General features: G+C 56.5%; 15 protein-coding genes and 2 pseudogenes. 12 read left to right on the plus strand and 5 right to left on the minus strand.

Annotated features, from left to right (window positions below; all coding sequences use genetic code 11):
* The 4 genes from ACQZ51_RS14100 (at position 1) to ACQZ51_RS14115 (ending at position 3814) form a co-directional block, all read left to right on the plus strand.
* Positions 1-759 (plus strand): DUF1028 domain-containing protein, encoded by a 759-nt coding sequence (locus ACQZ51_RS14100; RefSeq protein WP_448778090.1) that lies wholly within the window; start codon positions 1-3, stop codon positions 757-759.
* A 16-nt stretch (positions 760-775) separates the two neighbouring features.
* Positions 776-2605: an ABC transporter ATP-binding protein gene (locus ACQZ51_RS14105; protein WP_448778091.1), complete on the plus strand. Its 1830-nt coding sequence runs from the start codon at positions 776-778 to the stop codon at positions 2603-2605.
* Positions 2606-2817: 212 nt separating this feature from the next.
* Positions 2818-3252: a hypothetical protein gene (locus ACQZ51_RS14110; protein WP_448778092.1), complete on the plus strand. Its 435-nt coding sequence runs from the start codon at positions 2818-2820 to the stop codon at positions 3250-3252.
* Positions 3253-3400: 148 nt separating this feature from the next.
* Positions 3401-3814 (plus strand): DUF1810 domain-containing protein, encoded by a 414-nt coding sequence (locus ACQZ51_RS14115; RefSeq protein ID WP_448778093.1) that lies wholly within the window; start codon positions 3401-3403, stop codon positions 3812-3814.
* A gap of 29 nt (positions 3815-3843) precedes the next feature.
* Here the strand turns inward: ACQZ51_RS14115 and ACQZ51_RS14120 are convergent, their stop codons facing one another.
* Positions 3844-4950 carry an aldo/keto reductase gene (locus ACQZ51_RS14120; protein WP_448778094.1) on the minus strand — a complete coding sequence of 369 codons (1107 nt, stop codon included), beginning with the start codon at positions 4948-4950 and terminating at the stop codon, positions 3844-3846.
* 96 nt (positions 4951-5046) lie between these two features.
* On the opposite strand from ACQZ51_RS14120, the gene ACQZ51_RS14125 reads away from it, so the two are divergent.
* The 5 genes from ACQZ51_RS14125 (at position 5047) to ACQZ51_RS14145 (ending at position 11375) form a co-directional block, all read left to right on the plus strand.
* Positions 5047-5937 carry a LysR family transcriptional regulator gene (locus ACQZ51_RS14125; RefSeq protein ID WP_448778095.1) on the plus strand — a complete coding sequence of 297 codons (891 nt, stop codon included), beginning with the start codon at positions 5047-5049 and terminating at the stop codon, positions 5935-5937.
* Positions 5938-6100: 163 nt separating this feature from the next.
* On the plus strand, positions 6101-8167 hold the full coding sequence (locus ACQZ51_RS14130; protein WP_448778097.1) for an ATP-dependent helicase: 2067 nt from the start codon (positions 6101-6103) through the stop codon (positions 8165-8167).
* A 95-nt stretch (positions 8168-8262) separates the two neighbouring features.
* Positions 8263-9336, plus strand: a complete 1074-nt coding sequence (gene dinB / locus ACQZ51_RS14135; protein ID WP_448778098.1) for a DNA polymerase IV — start codon at positions 8263-8265, stop codon at positions 9334-9336.
* Between the two features lie 381 nt (positions 9337-9717).
* Positions 9718-10065, plus strand: coding sequence for a thiol-disulfide oxidoreductase DCC family protein (locus ACQZ51_RS14140; RefSeq protein WP_448778100.1), 348 nt, complete (start codon positions 9718-9720; stop codon positions 10063-10065).
* Positions 10062-11375, plus strand: coding sequence for an ABC1 kinase family protein (locus ACQZ51_RS14145; protein WP_448778102.1), 1314 nt, complete (start codon positions 10062-10064; stop codon positions 11373-11375). Before ACQZ51_RS14140 ends, ACQZ51_RS14145 begins: the two co-directional genes overlap by 4 nt.
* A 131-nt stretch (positions 11376-11506) precedes the next feature.
* On the opposite strand, the gene ACQZ51_RS14150 is transcribed toward ACQZ51_RS14145, so the two are convergent.
* Together ACQZ51_RS14150 and ACQZ51_RS14155 are read right to left on the minus strand one after the other, a co-directional pair.
* Positions 11507-12493: an aldo/keto reductase gene (locus tag ACQZ51_RS14150; protein ID WP_448778103.1), complete on the minus strand. Its 987-nt coding sequence runs from the start codon at positions 12491-12493 to the stop codon at positions 11507-11509.
* 11 nt (positions 12494-12504) lie between these two features.
* Entirely contained in the window at positions 12505-13275 is a 771-nt protein-coding gene (locus ACQZ51_RS14155; protein ID WP_448778105.1) for an SDR family NAD(P)-dependent oxidoreductase, read from the minus strand.
* Between the two features lie 107 nt (positions 13276-13382).
* Here ACQZ51_RS14155 and ACQZ51_RS14160 point away from each other — a divergent pair, with 107 nt between their 5' ends.
* Entirely contained in the window at positions 13383-14345 is a 963-nt protein-coding gene (locus tag ACQZ51_RS14160; RefSeq protein ID WP_448778107.1) for a LysR family transcriptional regulator, read from the plus strand.
* A 62-nt stretch (positions 14346-14407) separates the two neighbouring features.
* Here ACQZ51_RS14160 and ACQZ51_RS14165 read toward each other — a convergent pair whose 3' ends face one another.
* The gene (locus tag ACQZ51_RS14165; RefSeq protein ID WP_448778109.1) at positions 14408-15406 is read right to left on the minus strand and encodes a YihY/virulence factor BrkB family protein; all 999 of its coding nucleotides are present in this window, start codon (positions 15404-15406) and stop codon (positions 14408-14410) included.
* Between the two features lie 278 nt (positions 15407-15684).
* Here ACQZ51_RS14165 and ACQZ51_RS14170 point away from each other — a divergent pair.
* Both ACQZ51_RS14170 and ACQZ51_RS14175 read left to right on the plus strand, forming a co-directional pair.
* Positions 15685-15837: pseudogene (locus ACQZ51_RS14170) on the plus strand (LysR substrate-binding domain-containing protein); the annotation flags it as partial.
* Between the two features lie 200 nt (positions 15838-16037).
* Positions 16038-16164 (plus strand): annotated as a pseudogene (locus tag ACQZ51_RS14175) (integrase); the annotation flags it as partial.
* A 374-nt stretch (positions 16165-16538) separates the two neighbouring features.
* Here ACQZ51_RS14175 and ACQZ51_RS14180 read toward each other — a convergent pair.
* Positions 16539-17687, minus strand: a complete 1149-nt coding sequence (locus ACQZ51_RS14180) for an ROK family transcriptional regulator (RefSeq protein WP_448778111.1) — start codon at positions 17685-17687, stop codon at positions 16539-16541.
* Positions 17688-17767 lie beyond the last annotated feature (80 nt).

Genomic DNA, 17767 nt, shown 5'->3' on the forward strand with positions numbered 1-17767 from the left:
ATGACCTGGTCCATCGTTGCGCGCGAACCCGAAACAGGCCACCTGGGAATTGCCGTCGCCACCCGCTTCTTTGCGGTTGGCGCGCTCGTTCCGCATATTCGCGGGAAGATCGGCGCGATTGCGACGCAGGCCTTTATCAACCCCACCTATGGCACGGATGGATTGACTGGGCTTGCCGAAGGCAAGATGCCGAAAGAGATCATCGATGCCCTCATATCGCGGGATGAAGGCAGCGCCCAGCGGCAGTTACATATGATCGACGCCGAAGGTCACAATGCAGCTTTCACTGGAGGAAGCTGCATTGATTGGGCGGGGCATCTCGTGGATCACAACGTGTCCGTCGCAGGCAACATGCTGGCCGGGCCTCAGGTGATCGAACAGACGATGAGGGTGTACAAGGAAACTGTCGGCCTGCCATTTGCCGAACGTCTGCTTCTTGCCATGGAGGCAGGCGAAGCCGCAGGTGGAGACAAACGCGGCAGGCAATCGGCAGCGCTGGTGATCTACCGGGATCAGGATTATCCGTGGCTGGACATCCGCACCGATGACCACGCCGATCCTCTGGCGGAACTCCGCCGCCTCTATGCCGTGGCGCAGGAACGGTATCTGTACGTGGCCGAGACCATGCCGACACGCGCCAATCCGCATGGAATGCGCGACCGAGCTGAAATCGATGAAAAAATAGCAACTGTGGAAGCGGCGCGAGCAGCGAAGGGCGTGCCTTCTTCGTCCTTCGCGACGCCGCTGAAACCAGCATGATGCCGGGGAAAACGATATGACCGAAGCCGTGAAAACATCGCCGCGCGAAACCGTCCTTTCGGTTCAAAACCTCACCACCTCATTTATGGTGGACGGGGAATGGAAGAGCGTCGTACGCGACCTTTCCTTCGAGGTGAAGGCAGGAGAAACCGTTGCCATCGTCGGGGAAAGCGGATCGGGCAAGAGCGTTACCTCTCTCTCCGTCATGCGGTTGCTGGATGCGCGCTCCAGCCGCATCGAAGGCAAGGTATTGCTTGGTGGACGAGATATTCTCGCAATTTCCGAAAAGGAAATGCGCGCGGTGCGTGGCAATGATGTGGCGATGATTTTTCAAGAACCCATGACATCGCTCAATCCTGTCTTCACGATCGGTCGCCAGATTTCGGAAGTGCTGACCCGTCACAAGGGCATGAACAAGGCGCAGGCCCGGGCAGAAACCATCCGGCTTCTGGAAAAGGTTCGCATTCCGAATGCGCAAAGCCGTTTCGAAGAGTACCCGCACCAATTCTCAGGCGGCATGCGGCAGCGTGTGATGATCGCCATGGCGCTGGCGTCAAGACCCAAGCTGTTGATCGCCGATGAGCCAACAACGGCACTTGATGTCACGATTCAAGGCCAAATCCTCGATCTCATCAAACAGCTGCAGGAAGAGGAAGGCATGGCCGTTCTCTTCATCACCCATGACATGGGTGTCGTTGCCGAAATTGCAGACCGCACGATCGTGATGTTTCGCGGCGATCAGGTCGAAACCGGGGAAACTGCCGATGTCTTTCACCGTGGCCAGCATCCCTATACCCGCGCCTTGCTGGCGGCAGTGCCTAAGCTCGGCTCCATGGAGGGGCATGCGTGGCCATTGCGCTTCCCCCGTGTGGACATGGAAAGCGGCGAAATCTCGGAAGCCAAAGAAGTCCCCAATACCGTCGAGGGCGGCATGACGCCTGTTCTTTCGGTCAAGAACCTCGTGACACGTTTCGATATCCGTTCGGGGTTGTTGGGCCGGCCAACGGGTGCTGTGCACGCTGTGGAAAATGTCTCCTTTGACCTGTTTCAGGGCGAAACCCTATCTCTGGTGGGCGAGTCCGGCTGCGGCAAATCAACGACCGGGCGCTCGATTGCCCGCTTGGTGGAACCGCGCAGTGGTGAGGTCACTCTAGATGGTTTCGATGTCCTGAAACTCGATCAGGTCGCACTGCGCAACATGCGCCGAAGCGTTCAGATGATCTTTCAGGACCCATTCTCCAGCCTCAATCCGCGCATGACTGTGGGCTATGCGGTGGCCGAACCGATGATCAAACACAACATCGCCCCGTCCTCGCAAGCCAGACAGATGGCTGCGGATCTGCTGGAACGCGTCGGTCTGTCGGCTTCCATGATGGATCGTTATCCGCACGAGTTTTCCGGTGGGCAGCGGCAACGTATCGCTATTGCGCGTGCACTGGCGCTTAACCCCAAGGTCATCATCGCGGATGAAAGCGTGTCTGCTCTCGACGTGTCGATCAAGGCCCAGGTGTGCAATCTGCTGCTCGATCTTCAGGAGCAGTTTAAGATCGCCTTCCTTTTCATCAGCCATGATATGGCCGTCGTGGAACGCGTCAGCCACCGCGTCGCGGTCATGTATCTCGGTGAGATAGTGGAAATCGGCCCACGAGCATCGATTTTCGCCAATCCACAACACCCCTACACTAAGAAATTGATGGCCGCAGTGCCAGTACCTGATCCCGCACGTCGAGGCTTGCGCCGCAATGCTGCGATAGAGGAACTGAAAAGCCCAATTCGTCCGTTAGGCTACAACTGCCCGGAAAGAGTTTACCGCACCGTGTCACCGGGCCACGTGGTTTTGTCGTGATGGTGCGCAGAAGGAACATCCGGCATGCTCCCGGCGTCTGGCGAAAACACGCTCTGATTGCTTACCGGACTTCTCGTCTTTAAGCGCAAAGGAACTACGTGCTCGTCTGCTTGTTAATGCTCAGTACCGACTTCAGTATGACCTCATAACGGTACATCCCTCAATCGAGATTTTGCCTTGGGGAATATCCTTGGAGCGATGGAGATTAAATCATGTCAGACGTGACGAGATCAGGCGGCGGCGAAAACACCAGTGAAACGCGGTTCGGTAAATCTGTCGAAAGTCAGGCTCAAATTCGAGATAGTTCTGTCGTGGCAGAACGGGCTGATGAACCTCTCAACATTTACCGTCTGGAGCCAATAGCGAGCCCTGACGATCCCAGATGGCAGGGTTTTCAGCCTAACGGGTCAGTGACGGTCGCAGCTCGTACATCTGGTGACGCACGGATCGTCGCATCCGGCCGCGAGGTCGACTTCATGGAAATCGATTCCGCCCCGGCGGAAGATGTGACGACCTCAAATGCAAGCGCATTTCGCGACGAAAAGCTCTACACTGTCATCGAGATCGAGCATGGCCGTAAAGGCCTCAGCCGCGGCGTTATAGAGGGGGTCGTTCGGGTCGATGCTATCAAGCCTCTGCAAGACTAGCATGTGAGCCCTCTCGCGAGCGGGTGCACCTATACCGTTGGACATGTTTTGCGGCGATAGGCTTCGCGCAGTCGTACTTTTGATAGTTGCGCCAAAGCGGTGAAGGCATCCAAACGACTTGAGTTTGAAACGACTGGAGGGCTCACGGATGGATTTTGATCTCGTTAGGTTCGTGACGGCGCAGCACAACGTCTACAGTACAGCTGTGCGTGAGTTGATTGACGGCCATAAGAAATCCCATTGGATGTGGTTCATCTTCCCCCAAATTCGCGGACTTGGTCATTCAGAGACTGCTCGCTTTTACGCAATTTCTGGACGATCGGAGGCTATAGCCTACCTTGACCACTCCATTTTAGGACCGCGGTTGCAAGAATGCACACACGCCATACTCAATCATTCTGATCTCGGCGCATATGATGTTCTTGGATCTCCCGATGACCTCAAGTTCCATTCCAGCATGACGCTATTTGGAGCCGTCGCTCCGGCTGGTTCGGCGTTTGAAAAAGCTCTTGAGGTTTTTTACGACGGTAAATCCGATGAAGCCACGCTTGCAGCGTTGTGAAACGACCTATCATCCGACTTTGCCCATCCTCACCGTAATACTATCCATGGACGCACCTGCTGCCCACCGAACACCATTTCAGTTGGCATCTGGAAGATGAAATAAGGATTGAGCATAGGCAGCGCGCTTGCCACTTCCAGTCGTTGCAGATGTTCATCCTCCAGTACAGTGTCGAGAGAGGCAATGTTTTGGGTGAGTTGCTCTACCCGGCTTGCGCCGATCAGCACTGAGGAGACGCCGGGGCGTTTCGCTACCCAGGCCAGCGCCACTTCCGCAGGCGAACGGCCAACCTCCAATGCCACAGCTTTCAGAACATCAACGATATCGAAGTTGCGATCCGTAAACAGCATGCCGCCAAACGGGTTGTCACCATTGAGGCGCCCATCGCTTTCACCTTCGCTCACGGTTCCGGCCTTGTCTGGCAGTGCGGCCGAGCGGTTGGCGTCGCTGATCTTGTCGCGACCGTATTTCCCTGTCAGCAGACCAGCGCCAAGCGGGCTCCATGGCACCATTCCCAAACCAAATTCGGCACCAGCCGGAATGAGATCCAGTTCCACGCCACGGTCAATCAGCGAATAGGCATATTGCAAGCCGATCGGCTTTGGCAGACCATGCGCTTCTGCAAGTGTTGCGACCTTTGCCACATACCAGGCAGGCGTGTTGGAAAAACCATAATGCAGGATCTTGCCAGCGCGAACCGCATCGGACAGCGTTTGCAAAACCTCTTCTGCTGGAGTCGTGCGGTCCCACACATGCATCCAATACATGTCGATGTAATCGGTTTTCAGCCGCTTTAGCGAGCCTTCTATGCCCATCCGAATGTTCTTGGCACCGTTGCCACCCCACAAAGGTGTGCCCTGCCCGCGCGGAAAACCGGATTTGGTCGCGATCACCAACCGATCACGCATGCTGCTGTCGGAAACAAAAGTCCCGAGCATGTCCTCGCTGCGGCCTGCGGAATAGACATCCGCAGTGTCGATGAAATTGCCACCGGTTTCGACATAGGCGTCGAAAATTGCGCGCGCAGTTTTGTCGCCAGCGCCCCAGCGCTCTGCGCCGAAGGTCATGGTGCCGAGTGCCAACGGGCTGACGATGAGGCCGGACTTGCCAAGCGTGCGGTAACTGGTGAGATCCATCGGTGTCTCCATCGTTGTGATGCAACAGGTGTAGCGATCGGCGTCTGTGAGGATAAGCCATTGATAGCGGCATGAACTTATGAGCACAGTGCATGAATGGAACGAAATGAACTCAATGATCTCCTGGCCTTTGCTGCCGTTGCCCGCGAGCGCAGCTTTACCCGTGCTGCTGCGATTCTCGGCATGTCGCCCTCGGCGCTGAGCCATGCGATGCGCGGACTGGAGGAGCGGTTGGGCGTCCGGCTCCTATCGCGCACCACGCGCAGTGTGGCACCGACTGAACCGGGTGAACGCCTACTGCAATCACTCAATCCTGCGCTTGCCAATATTGAAAGCGGGTTGGAAGCGTTGGCGGAGTGGCGCGACAACCCTTCCGGCACGGTCAGGATCACCACTTTCGCCTATGCATCCCGCATGGTGCTTCTGCCAAAACTGCCAGCGTTTCTACTGGCCAATCCGGATGTGCGGGTTGAGGTCAACATCGACGATGGACTGACGGATATCGTGGCCGCCGGCTTCGATGCCGGTATTCGGCTGGGAGAGGCCGTTGCCAAGGATATGATCGCGGTGAAGGTAGGCCCGGATTTAAGGACGGTGGTGGTTGGCACGCCGTCCTATTTCGAGCGCTACCCTCCCCCGTTGACCCCATACGACCTCGAACGCCATGCCTGTATCGGCTACCGGCTGACGACATCAGGCGGATTGCTACCCTGGGAATTTGAGAAAGACGGCAAAGAGATCAATATCCGCACCAGCGGCCCCCTGGTGGCCAATGATGGCGATCTGCCGGCTGCTGCCGTTCGTGCCGGCGCGGGGCTCGGTTACATCAATGAGCATGATGTCGCTGACGAGATCGCAGCAGGAACCCTTGTTCAGGTTCTGGAGGACTGGTGTCCAAGCTATCCTGGTTTTTTCCTGTATCACCCCAGCCGCAGACAATCGCCACCAGCTTTGAGGGCGCTGATCGCTGCCCTTAAGGTGGCATGAAATGCCGCCACGCTTTTGGCCCGCGATTTTAAGCAGACCATCCCGCGATGGATGATTGTTTAGAGATATGAAAAACAACCTTCCAAATCGTCCAGCGACCATGTATGTTCCGCATTTGTTCGTTAGGCCATCCAACTTCACTCTCGGCATCAAGTGAGCTCTTATGGCAGTTGCGTATCTGGAAAAATTGAATGAGCAGCAGCGCCGGGCCGTCGAGCATGGCGTGGGGTTGGCGGAGGGCAACACGGCGGGGCCGCTGCTGATCATCGCTGGCGCTGGCTCTGGCAAAACCAATACGCTGGCGCATCGTGTGGCTCACCTCATCGTCAATGGTGCAGACCCGCGCCGCATTCTGTTGATGACCTTTTCGCGCAGAGCCGCCTCGGAAATGGCTCGTCGCGTCGAGCGGATCTGCCGCAATGTTCTGGGTGCCAATGCTGGCATCCTCACAGACGCGCTTGCGTGGTCCGGGACTTTCCATGGTATCGGTGCGAGACTGCTCAGGATGTATGCCGAGCAGATCGGTCTCAATCTCGACTTCACCATTCATGATCGTGAGGACAGCGCGGACCTCATGAACCTCGTGCGGCACGAGCTTGGCTTCTCCAAGACGGAAAACCGCTTCCCGCCCAAGGGCACCTGTCTCGCGATCTATTCAAGGGCGGTCAACTCGGAGATGCCACTGAGCGAAATCCTGCGCCTGCACTATCCATGGGTGGCCACCTGGGAAGAACAGTTGAAGGAATTGTTCGGAGCTTATGTCGAGGCCAAGCAGGCGCAGAACGTGCTCGATTATGACGATCTCCTGCTCTACTGGGCGCAGATGGTCAGCGATCCTGATCTTGCCGATGATATCGGCAATCGCTTCGACCATGTCATGGTCGACGAATATCAGGACACGAACAAGCTGCAGGCGTCTGTCCTGATGGCACTCAAGCCCGGCGGACGTGGCTTGACCGTCGTTGGTGATGACGCCCAATCGATTTACTCATTCCGCGCAGCGACGGTCAGGAATATCCTCGATTTCCCGGCGTCCTTCAGCCCTGCCGCTGATGTCATCACGTTGGACCGGAACTACCGTTCGACCCAGCCCATTCTCGCAGCAGCAAATGGCGTGATCGAACTGGCGCGCGAGCGTTTCACCAAGAACCTGTGGACCGAGCGGGAATCGCTCGAACGACCCAAACTGGTGACAGTCAAAGACGAGACCGAACAGGCGAATTTCATTGTCGAGCAGGTGCTGGCCAATCGCGAAACCGGGATGACGCTGAAACAGCAGGCCGTCTTGTTTCGCACATCCAGCCACAGCGGGGCGCTCGAAGTCGAAATGACGCGCAGAAACATTCCCTTCGTGAAGTTCGGCGGCCTGAAATTTCTCGACAGTGCCCATGTGAAGGACATGCTGGCGGTGCTGCGTTTCGCCCAGAACCCGCGTGACCGGGTTGCGGGGTTCCGGCTCCTGCAAATGCTACCAGGCATCGGCCCCAAGAAAGCTGGCACCATTCTCGACACGATCGCGACCGACCCTGAACCGCTATTGGCACTTGCTGAAATCCCGCCGCCGCCCAAAACGGGTGCGGACTGGACTTCCTTCGTTCAACTGCTGGGCGGCTTACGCAAAACGAAGGACGGCTGGCCGTCCGATATCGCGCAGGCCAGGCAATGGTACGAACCACATCTGGATCGCATCCATGAAGATGCCGACACCCGCAAGGCGGACCTGCTGCAACTCGAACAGATTGCCAGCGGCTACCCCTCACGCGAACGGTTCCTCACCGAACTGACGCTTGATCCACCAGATGCGACCAGCGATCAGGCGGGCGTGCCGTTGCTTGATGAAGACTATCTGATCCTGTCGACCATCCATTCGGCCAAGGGACAGGAATGGCGCTCAGTCTTCATGCTCAACGTTGTCGATGGCTGCATACCGTCAGACCTGGGCACAGGCACGACACAGGAAATCGAGGAAGAGCGACGCCTGCTCTACGTCGGCATGACGCGTGCAAAAGACAGTCTGGCACTCATCACACCCCAGAGATTTTTCACGCACGGCCAGAACTCGCAGGGTGATCGGCATGTTTACGCTTCACGCTCTCGGTTCATCCCGGCGACTCTGCTGCAATATTTCGAGGCGGTGGCCTGGCCGAAAGTCTCATCCGCAGCATCCGAACGCAGTGCACAGCAGATCCGCATTGATGTCGGCGCACGCATGCGGGGCATGTGGAAATAGAAACGCCCGCGTTGCAGAGCATGGGGAACGCATCTCCCAGCCCGGAATGCATCGACTTTTCCAGCTAGCACAAGGTCAATCGGTAAGGACCAGACATGCACCCGGTTCGCAAAATCATTCACGTGGATATGGATGCGTTCTACGCCTCCGTGGAGCAACGTGACAACCCAGAGCTTCGTGGCAAGCCGCTGGCGGTCGGGGGATCTGCTGCCCGAGGTGTGGTGGCCGCCGCGAGTTATGAGGCGAGAGCCTTCGGCGTCTATTCGGCCATGCCGTCGATCACCGCAAAACGGAAATGCCCGGACCTGATATTCGTGCCGCCTCGTTTCGAGGTCTATCGTCAGGTCTCCCAGCAAATCCGCGAGATCTTTGCACAGTACACACCCGTCATTGAACCGCTTTCACTTGACGAGGCCTATCTCGACGTCACCGAAAACCTGAAAGGCATGGAGATCGCAACCGATATAGCGCTCGAAATCCGCGCAAAGATCAAGGAGGTCACGGGCCTCAACGCATCTGCGGGCATCTCATACAACAAGTTCCTGGCGAAGATGGCGAGCGACCTGAACAAACCCAATGGCCAAGCGGTGATCACTCCGAAGAACGGGCCGGGCTTTGTCGAGGCCCTCCCCGTCAAAAAATTCCATGGAGTGGGTCCCGCCACAGCCGAGCGTATGAAACGACATGGCATTGAAACGGGTCTCGATCTCAAAACCAAACCGCTTGCCTTCCTGCAACAGCACTTTGGCAAATCAGGCCCATACTTTTACGGCATTGCCCGCGGCATTGATGAAAGGCAGGTCAAGTCCAATCGCATCCGTAAATCTGTCGGCGCGGAAGACACATTTGTCGAGGACGTCGAACATCTCGACGTCGCCAAGGCGGAATTGAGACCCTTGGCCGAAAAGGTCTGGCGGCACTGCGAGGCACACGACATCACCGGAAAAACAGTGACGGTCAAAATCAAATATTCGGATTTCACCCAGGCAACACGCAGCAGGACCATAAGTGGATATGTCTCGGGCATCGACACGATCCTGGAAATAGCTGAGTCGCTGCTCTCTTCGGTGTTTCCGTTTAAAGGCCCGGTGCGGCTACTTGGGGTCACCCTGTCATCACTAAACACCCTAGAAAACGATCATAAACCACAGCTCGCACTCCCACTGTGATGAGGCGATCCTGCTCACCGCATCCGCCGCTGCAGGCGCGACAACAATCTTGTGACGCAGGTATCGTGGTGAAGCGCGCTCGAATCCGAAGTTCTGCGGAGGAAATTCGCCCTTAAATGAGCTTCACAACACCCGCAAACTGTCCCGGCTTCTGCACCGGCAATAGTCTTAGGCGCGCGCTTTTAAAACCATCGTTCTCCAGATCAGTATAGTTGAGAAAACATGGGCTCTACAGAAAGAAAAGCCGAATCCAAAATCACTCGCCTGATCTGAATACAGCGTGGCGTCGTAATATCAATAAAGACATCATTCAGGAAACTGGCTTGGCCCACGGCGTGTCCAACAAGATTCCAGCACTCATCAGATCCGGAGACCATCGTTATGGCTGAGCAAGTGACAGTCTGGTTCGACAGCAATTGCCCCTTGTGTCAGCGAGAAATCGCATTGATGAAGCGGCTCGACCGGCGCGGGGCGATCTTATTTATCGATGCCTGCGACCCTTTGACTGTCTGCCCCATTGATCGCGGAGACATCCTGGCCCGCTTTCATGCGCAAGAGGGACGACGGTTGCTCTCGGGTGCGGCGGCATTTGCGGCCATGTGGCGCGCCATCCCGATCTTACGCCCACTGGGAAAGATCGCTGGCTGGCCCCCAGTCACACCCTTGGTCGAAGTGGCCTATCGTGGCTTCCTGCGCATTCGGCCCCGGCTGCAGAGGCTTTTCCGATGAAGGACCGTTTTCGCCCCGTCCCCCAAAGCCGCCTCGGTCGGCTTGCGGCTTTAGGCCAGCTTGCCGGCGGCGTCGCAACGGGGATGGTCGGTGAAGGCTTGCGCCGGATGGCAAAGGGAGAACGCCCGCATCTTTCGGATCTGCTCCTGACACCATCCAACGCGCTTAGGGCTAAAGAGCAATTGTCGCGCCTGAGAGGCGCCGCCATGAAGCTTGGACAGATGCTGTCACTCGACGCGGGCGACCTTCTGCCCCCAGAACTCGCGGTCATCCTTGCCGACTTGCGAGAGAGCGCGCATTTTATGCCGGATCGTCAACTCCAGCAAACGCTGACGGCAGCCTGGGGTCCAGACTGGCAAAGGCACTTCTCTCGATTTGATATGACACCGATAGCAGCGGCCTCAATTGGGCAGGTTCATCGCGCCGTTCTTTCATCAGGGCGCGAGTTGGCGGTCAAAGTGCAATATCCGGGAATTTCGGCCAGCGTCGATGCCGACATTGACAATGTTGCAGCGCTTTTGCGGATCACGGGCCTGCTACCATCAGGACTTGACCTGGCACCCTACCTGACCGAGGCCAAAAGGCAGTTGCATGAAGAGGCGGACTACCTGCGGGAGGCAGAGCAGATGCGCCGCTACCGCAGGCTTCTTGCAGATGACCCGCGTTTCGTTGTGCCTGAGCCTGTCACAGATCTTCTCCATAGGACTGTTCTGCCGATGGACTACATTCCGGGCGGCCCCTTAGAAACACTGGCCGCGGCACCGGAAGCAGATCGCAACCGGGCATCGCAAGCACTGCTCGAACTGCTCCTAAAGGAGCTGTTCCAATTCGGCCTGATGCAGACAGATCCTAATTTCGCCAATTATCGCTGGCAGCGCGACGGTGGTCGCATCGTGCTTCTGGACTTTGGGGCCACACGTGCGGTAGCGCCTGAGATTGCAAAGCAATATCGCATTTTACTGCGCATCGGGTTAACGGGCGATGTCCCTGCGATCCGTGATGCACTCGTGAAAATGGGTTTCATCTCCCCAGTCCAGGTGCTGCGACACGGTACGACACTGGATGCCATGATTGGCCTTGCGGTTTCCCTTATCGGGACGAGCCGAAATGGTCTTTTCGATTTTGCCGACCGCGATGTCATTGCGATGATCCGTGAACGTGCAACGCCGATGATGGCCGATCGTGCAAGCTGGCACCTGCCTCCTGCTGATACGCTGCTTATTCAACGCAAGATCGGCGGTATGGCGTTGCTACTGACCAACATGCGCGCGCGTCTTCCACTGGCCGACACGCTGGCGCGCTATAGCTAAGGGTCGTCTGAACCACGAATGGATGAGCGGCCGATTATTTCAGTAAATGGTGTTCTATGCGCCGGGACTAGCGCATAGAAAGAGCTTCGTTCATACCTGCTCGGCGTTACGCTACCGCAACCGGCGATCGCTCACCACAGCTGATGGACGTGAGGAGCAATGCGGTTTTCGTAGATAGCTTTGAGCTGCTCCATCGTGGACGGCGAGATTTTCTCGATACCGCTTGCCGAAGCATTGCCATTGGCCTGATCGGCGTTCTTTGCCCCTGGAATGACAGTGCTGACAGCCTCATTCATGAGGATCCAGCGTAATGCGAACTGGGCCATTGTCACGTCACCGGGAACAAGCCTGCGGATATCTTCGACAACCTGGAGCGCCACGTCGTAAGGGACGCCGGAGAACGTCTCACCCTTGTCGAACGCCTCCCCATTGCGATTAAATGCCCGGTGATCATCGGCAGCAAACGTCGTCTGGGCATTCATCTTTCCAGTCAACAAACCGGATGCAAGCGGAACGCGAACGATGACCGCCACGCCCTTACGCTTGGCTTCACTGAAGAATAGATCAGCAGGGCGCTGCCTGAAGATGTTGTAGATAATCTGGACAGAGGCTACGCCCGGATATTCGATCGCTTTCAGGCCTTCTTCGACCTTCTCGACGGAAACACCGTAGTTTCGGATCTTCCCCGCCTTGATCAACGATTCCATCGCCTCGAAAACGTCAGGACGATAATAGACCTCCGTTGGCGGGCAGTGCAGCTGAACAAGGTCCAGGCAATCCGTCGCGAGGTTTTTGAGCGACCTCTCGACGAACATGGTCAGGTTATCCTTGTTGTAACCCTCGGATACGTGCGGCGACAGGCGACGTCCTGCCTTGGTGGCGACGAACGGCCGTTCTCCACCACGTGCCTTCAAGACATCCGCAATGATCTTCTCGGATCGGCCATCGCCATAAACATCGGCGGTGTCGATGAATGTCGTGCCTGCATCCAAGGCAGCGTTCAGCGCCGCTTGAGCGTCCGCCTCTGACACATCGCCCCAGGAGCCGCCAATCGCCCAGGCACCAAATCCGATTTCTGAGACAGACCGTCCCGTTCTACCAAACTCTCTATAGTTCATGCATTATCTCCTTATGGCATCAATTGTCCGCCGTTGACCTCAATGACCTGCCCGGTGATGTATCCGGACATAGCCTCCGAGGCGAGGAAGAGGAATGCTCCAACGCATTCCTCCGGCGTCCCCTCCCGTCCCATGGGAATGGTCATTCGCTGGGCGGCCATGATCTCCGCCGACGTATACCGATCGTGAAATGGTGTCTGGATCAGGCCGGGGGCGACCGCATTCACCCGTATTCTGTCCTTGACGAATTCCTTGGCCTGGCCTCGGGTCAAACTGCTGACGAAAGCCTTTGCCGCTGCGTAAAGGACGGCGCCGCCACCGCCACCATTTCTGGCCGCGATTGACGTCGTGTTGATGATGAACCCACCCCCTGACGCCACGAGATGGCGATGAGCTGCGACGCTTGCCTCCCAGAGTGACTTCGCATTGAGGTCCAACACACGGTCGAAATGCTCGGCGCTGACGTCCGTGGTCTGTACTCTGCCCAACATGCCACCTGCATTGTTGATGATGCCGTCGAGCCCACCAAGAAGACGGGATGCTTCATCCACCACCTGTGCGCCGACACCCGGCGCGCCAAGGTCCCCGTGAACAAGCACCGTGTTTTCGGAATGCTTGCCCTGAAGCGCAGCGGCAGCCTCCCGGCTTTCGTTAAAGTGAATGGCGACCCGAGCACCTTGCTCCGCAAATGCCGATACCACCGCAGCGCCGATTCCCGTTGAGCCTCCCGTCACAAGAACACGCTTGCCCTTGAGGTCGCTAAAAACAAACCCGTCGAACATTCTACTTCCTCCTCAAAGTCCTCAGGCACTGTCATAGCAATTGCCCGCTTCAAAGCCTCATGCTTTATGATGAACTTGGTTCACTCTAACGATGAAAGAGAAGCATCATGGATTTCTTCGAGCGAGTCGACTTGGCGGATTTGAGACTTTTCACCACCATCGTGAGAAGGCAGAGCTTCAAATCTGCAGCCATCGAACTTGGGATAACCCCTTCGGCCGCCAGCCATGCGATGCGGCGGCTGGAAGCTCGTCTTGGAGCAAAACTTCTCAACAGAACAAGCCGCGCCGTGGCACCAACGGACCTGGGGGTGGAACTGGCTTCCCGGCTCACCGAAGGATTTGACGTCATCAGCGCGGCACTGCACTCGCTCAACGTACCTGGTGCTGCGCGGTTCGGCGAGCTTCGCATCAACGCCTTCGCTGATGCCGCCCATTTGCTCATCGCTCCTGCATTGCCGGAGTTCGCACGCATATGCCCCGATGTCAGGATAACTGTCGTCGTGGAGGATCGTCCGATCGATATTGTCGCTGAGGGATATGACGCGGGCTTTCGCTATGGCCATAACGTACCAGAGGATATGGTTGCCTTGGCCCTCTCAGGCCCACAACGCTGGGTGGTCGCGGGATCGCCTGCATATCTTGAGGCCAACGGGACACCGAACTCTATCAACGACCTGGCCCAACATAATTGCCTCCAACTCCTGCTTGGAGATAACTCTGCATACAAATGGGAGCTGTCTGAGGGGAAAAGGAATATAAGGCTGCGAGTGCCAGGTTCGATAACCATCAATGACACCGCCACCACAATCAAGGCAGCAAAGGCTGGTCTCGGATTGGCATATTTGTTGGAGGCCAGAATTGCAGATGAGATCAGGGACGGCGACTTGAAGGTTGTTTTGGCAGACCATGCCTCTCCGGGCGAACCATTCCATGTCTATTACGACAGTCGCCGCCATGGCCACCCGGGCCTGCGATCCCTGGTCAACATCATTCGCCATCAGAACGGGTTGACCCGAGTGTTCGATGAACATGGCCCCGTTGCCCATCTCTCAATACCAGCCGGTCAATGATGGCGCGACAATCCAAGATGGCCGGGCTTTAATCCGTGCTGAACGACATCATGAGACGCAGGTCAGCTCGATTGCTCACCGATTGTATCCGCGACATGGGCTCCCCGTTCCCCCATTGGCACTGGCTTGCCAGTGGTAGAATCGATGGTTGTCTGATGCTCGAGTTCGGCATTGAGCTCTGCGCCCAAGATCAGGATGATCACCGATATCCAGGTCCAGACCATTAAACCGATCAGAGCACCAAGCGTGCCATAAGTCGCGTTGTAGTCGGCAAAGTTTTCAAGATAGAGTGAAAAAAAGACTGAGGCAGCCAGCCAGAGAAAGGTCGAGAAGGTCGCACCCCATGTGATCCAGCGCAGCTTGGCAGCTTCGCGGCTCGGCCCATAGCGGTACATCATTGTAATGCCGCATCCGACAATAAGAAGCAGAAAAGGCCAACGGGCTATCTTCGCCAGAAATTCAGTCCACTGGTCCAGCCAGAGATAACCGAGAACAGCGGGCACGACGCCAACGGCTGTAATCAACGCTATGGCAACGAGCAAAGCGCCAAAGGTAAAGCCCAGCGAATTCAGATTGAGCCGGATGATCCCGCGCTTCTCTTTCTCACCATAGGCAACATTCATGGCTTCAAAGAGTGCCTTGATGCCGTTATTCGCACTCCATAGAGCCACCATGAAGCCAGTAATCACGCCAAAGCTCAGAGTGGAGTTCTTCTGTTGTGACAATGCATCGAGCTGGGAAACGATGATGTCAAAGCCACCTGGAGGCAGCGTCGTGGATAGAAATGCAATATGCTTCGCGATGGTCAACGGGTCGGAAAATACGCCGTAGAGCGAAACGAGCGCAGCTAAAGCCGGGAAGAGAGCCAGCAGAAGGTAATATGTCGCGCCAGCTGCAACCAACGTGACGCGATCTTCCGTAAATCCGGAAACGACGCGCCAGAATACGTCCCTATAACCGAGGGATGTGATTTCACCAGGCGTTGCCGCCATACGGCCTCGATTATCACCAACCTCGGTTGACTCGCTATTATTCCTGTCCAAGCACCCTACCCTAGCCATTTCGACCCGCCACGTATCGCATAAGCATATTAGCATTCAAGCTCTAACGGATGTGAAGGGGCTCTCATCCACGGTGAGGCTTATCGAGCGCAAAGGCTGTGACAGAGCTGGGTCAGGACCTTCGTGCCGGGCTTCACTCCCAAATCGGCGGATGGAGCGCACCCACCTGATCCAGATGGTAGTCGCCTTATGCCGTCGGCACCGTCCCTCCATCGACACGGTGTGGTCCGTTCTCCTCGAGTAGCATGGCAAGCCCAAGGTTCCTCCCCACCTTCTCAATCATAGCGGGACGCATCATTCGTGTTCTGGAAGACTGGAAGCCCCCTTATCCGGGGCTCTGCCTTTACTATCATGGCCCCCGAAACCTGTCGGCGCGAGTGAGAGGGTGCGTGGAACTAGCTCGTGAACTCTCTCGATGTGCAGTTGGGTGAACGGAGCACCTCTTAAAACCAACTGCCTCGCCTTGATAGGAATCGAACCTTCGGCACAGTCCGTCGTCATAATATCCAATCAGTGACTTGCGATTCTAGCAAGCTTAGAACTCACTGAACCGACACGACTTTGAGAGGTGCGCCGATCTAGATGTTGTTATGACCCGCAATAGACGGTGGAAAAATGCGCCGTGCAACTAGGTCGGCCAGTCGAGTTGCTTAACACGTGGATAGCGGCAGTCAGGTCCGACAAGGGGGCGTGTTCCGGGGATCGGGCATTGGGGAACGGTCTCAAAACGCATGATCGATCCACAGTCGGTGAATGCTAACTGAAGCACTCCCACCTATGACGCGTTCTCCGTCACAGCACAGCCGCAGGGGTTATCATTCCCCCGCGCTCAAACGCGGTTGAAAGGCCTAACGCCAACGCGTCCGCTGGGACGTCACGCTCCATGCTGAACCCGGAAAACAGCGCTTCCTATGCTACCATCCGCTCGCCCATCATCGTCACATCCTCTCAAATCCGTAGAAGGAGCGAATCAGAACTTCGCATCGACAGCAACTCCGACTTTTTCAACCGTATCGACGCCAACCTGACGAAATCGCCGACTAGGGCCGGCAGTTCTGAGCCCCTCAAGGCGGGAAAGTCGAAATGCGATCTCGCGACTGCACATGCGCGAACACTCTGGTCGATCATAAAACTAATTAAATGATCGCATCCTCAACGGTAGCAAGGCCGCGCCCATGGCAGCAGGATCGCCTTCGGTTTCGCTGAGCACCAGTTTAGCCTCCTGTGGGCCGACGCCGTAGCGATGTTCTCGCTCTGAGGGCATATGAACGCGCGCGATCATCATTTGGCCGAGCTTTCGCGGCAACTGTCCTCCGAAGACGATGGCCTGAGGGTCGATGACTGCGATCAAACTGGCAACGACCCGGTTCACCTGAGGCATAGTTCGAACGAGCCATTCTTCCACACCGGGCCATGTTGGATCAAATTGCCGATACAAAGCTTCTATGGACTGTATTTCGACGCCATTTTTTTGGAGCGTCTCGATCAAATATTGCAGTGCAGGACGCTTTTGAGATTCGTCCGGATTATATATCCCGCTGAATTCGCCAGCGTTGCCGTAAAAGCCGTGAAACGGCTGGCCACCGAGAACGAGACCTCCGCCAAAACCATAATTGAAGGAAAGATAGGCGAAGGTCTGGCACCATGAACCTACGCCGCGCAGGCTTTCGCCGATTGCGCCAGTCGTGGCATTGTTTTCAAGCCAGACCGGTAGGCGGAACCTGTCTTCGAGGATTGGTTTCAGATCCATGAGCGACCAATCTCGTAAAGGCTCCGGCGCGTTAAAGGCGCGGTCTTGCGATACAAAAAATCCGGACATCGAAAAGCCAAGGCCAATCAGCTTTTCGCGTGGGATGTTGTATTGCCCGAGCAAGCGTTCCAAGGCGAGAGATAATGCAGCCAATGTCTGCTCCCGATCACTTGGGAGCATTTCCAGCTTCTCCTCGACGACGATGTCGCAGCGGAAATCGGCAATGCAGATCACAACAGAATCTGTGTTGATGGAAATGCCGAGCGAATAGGCGGCTTCCGGCACCAGCTCGATTGTCGGGCTCGGCTGGCCGCGCGTGCCTTTGATTGGGGCGCCGGTCTGGAGAAGCCCACGTTCCAGCAGGCCGTCTATCAGCCGGTGCACAGATTGCTGCGTCAGGTTGGTGTGACCGGTGATCAGGGCCCTGGAGATCGGTCCATAACGCCGGACGATATCGAGAATAAGGCGCTCATTACCGCTGGCAAGTGGGTGGCGATTGAGCGTATTGGGCGTGTTCTGGTCGAGGGTCATGCCCTTTGGATAACGGCTGTACAGAGCTGCGGCAATAAGGCGTTGCGCTGCCGCAAGATTTCTTCACAGGACTGTCATAA

This window comes from Agrobacterium sp. CG674 (assembly GCF_053521645.1).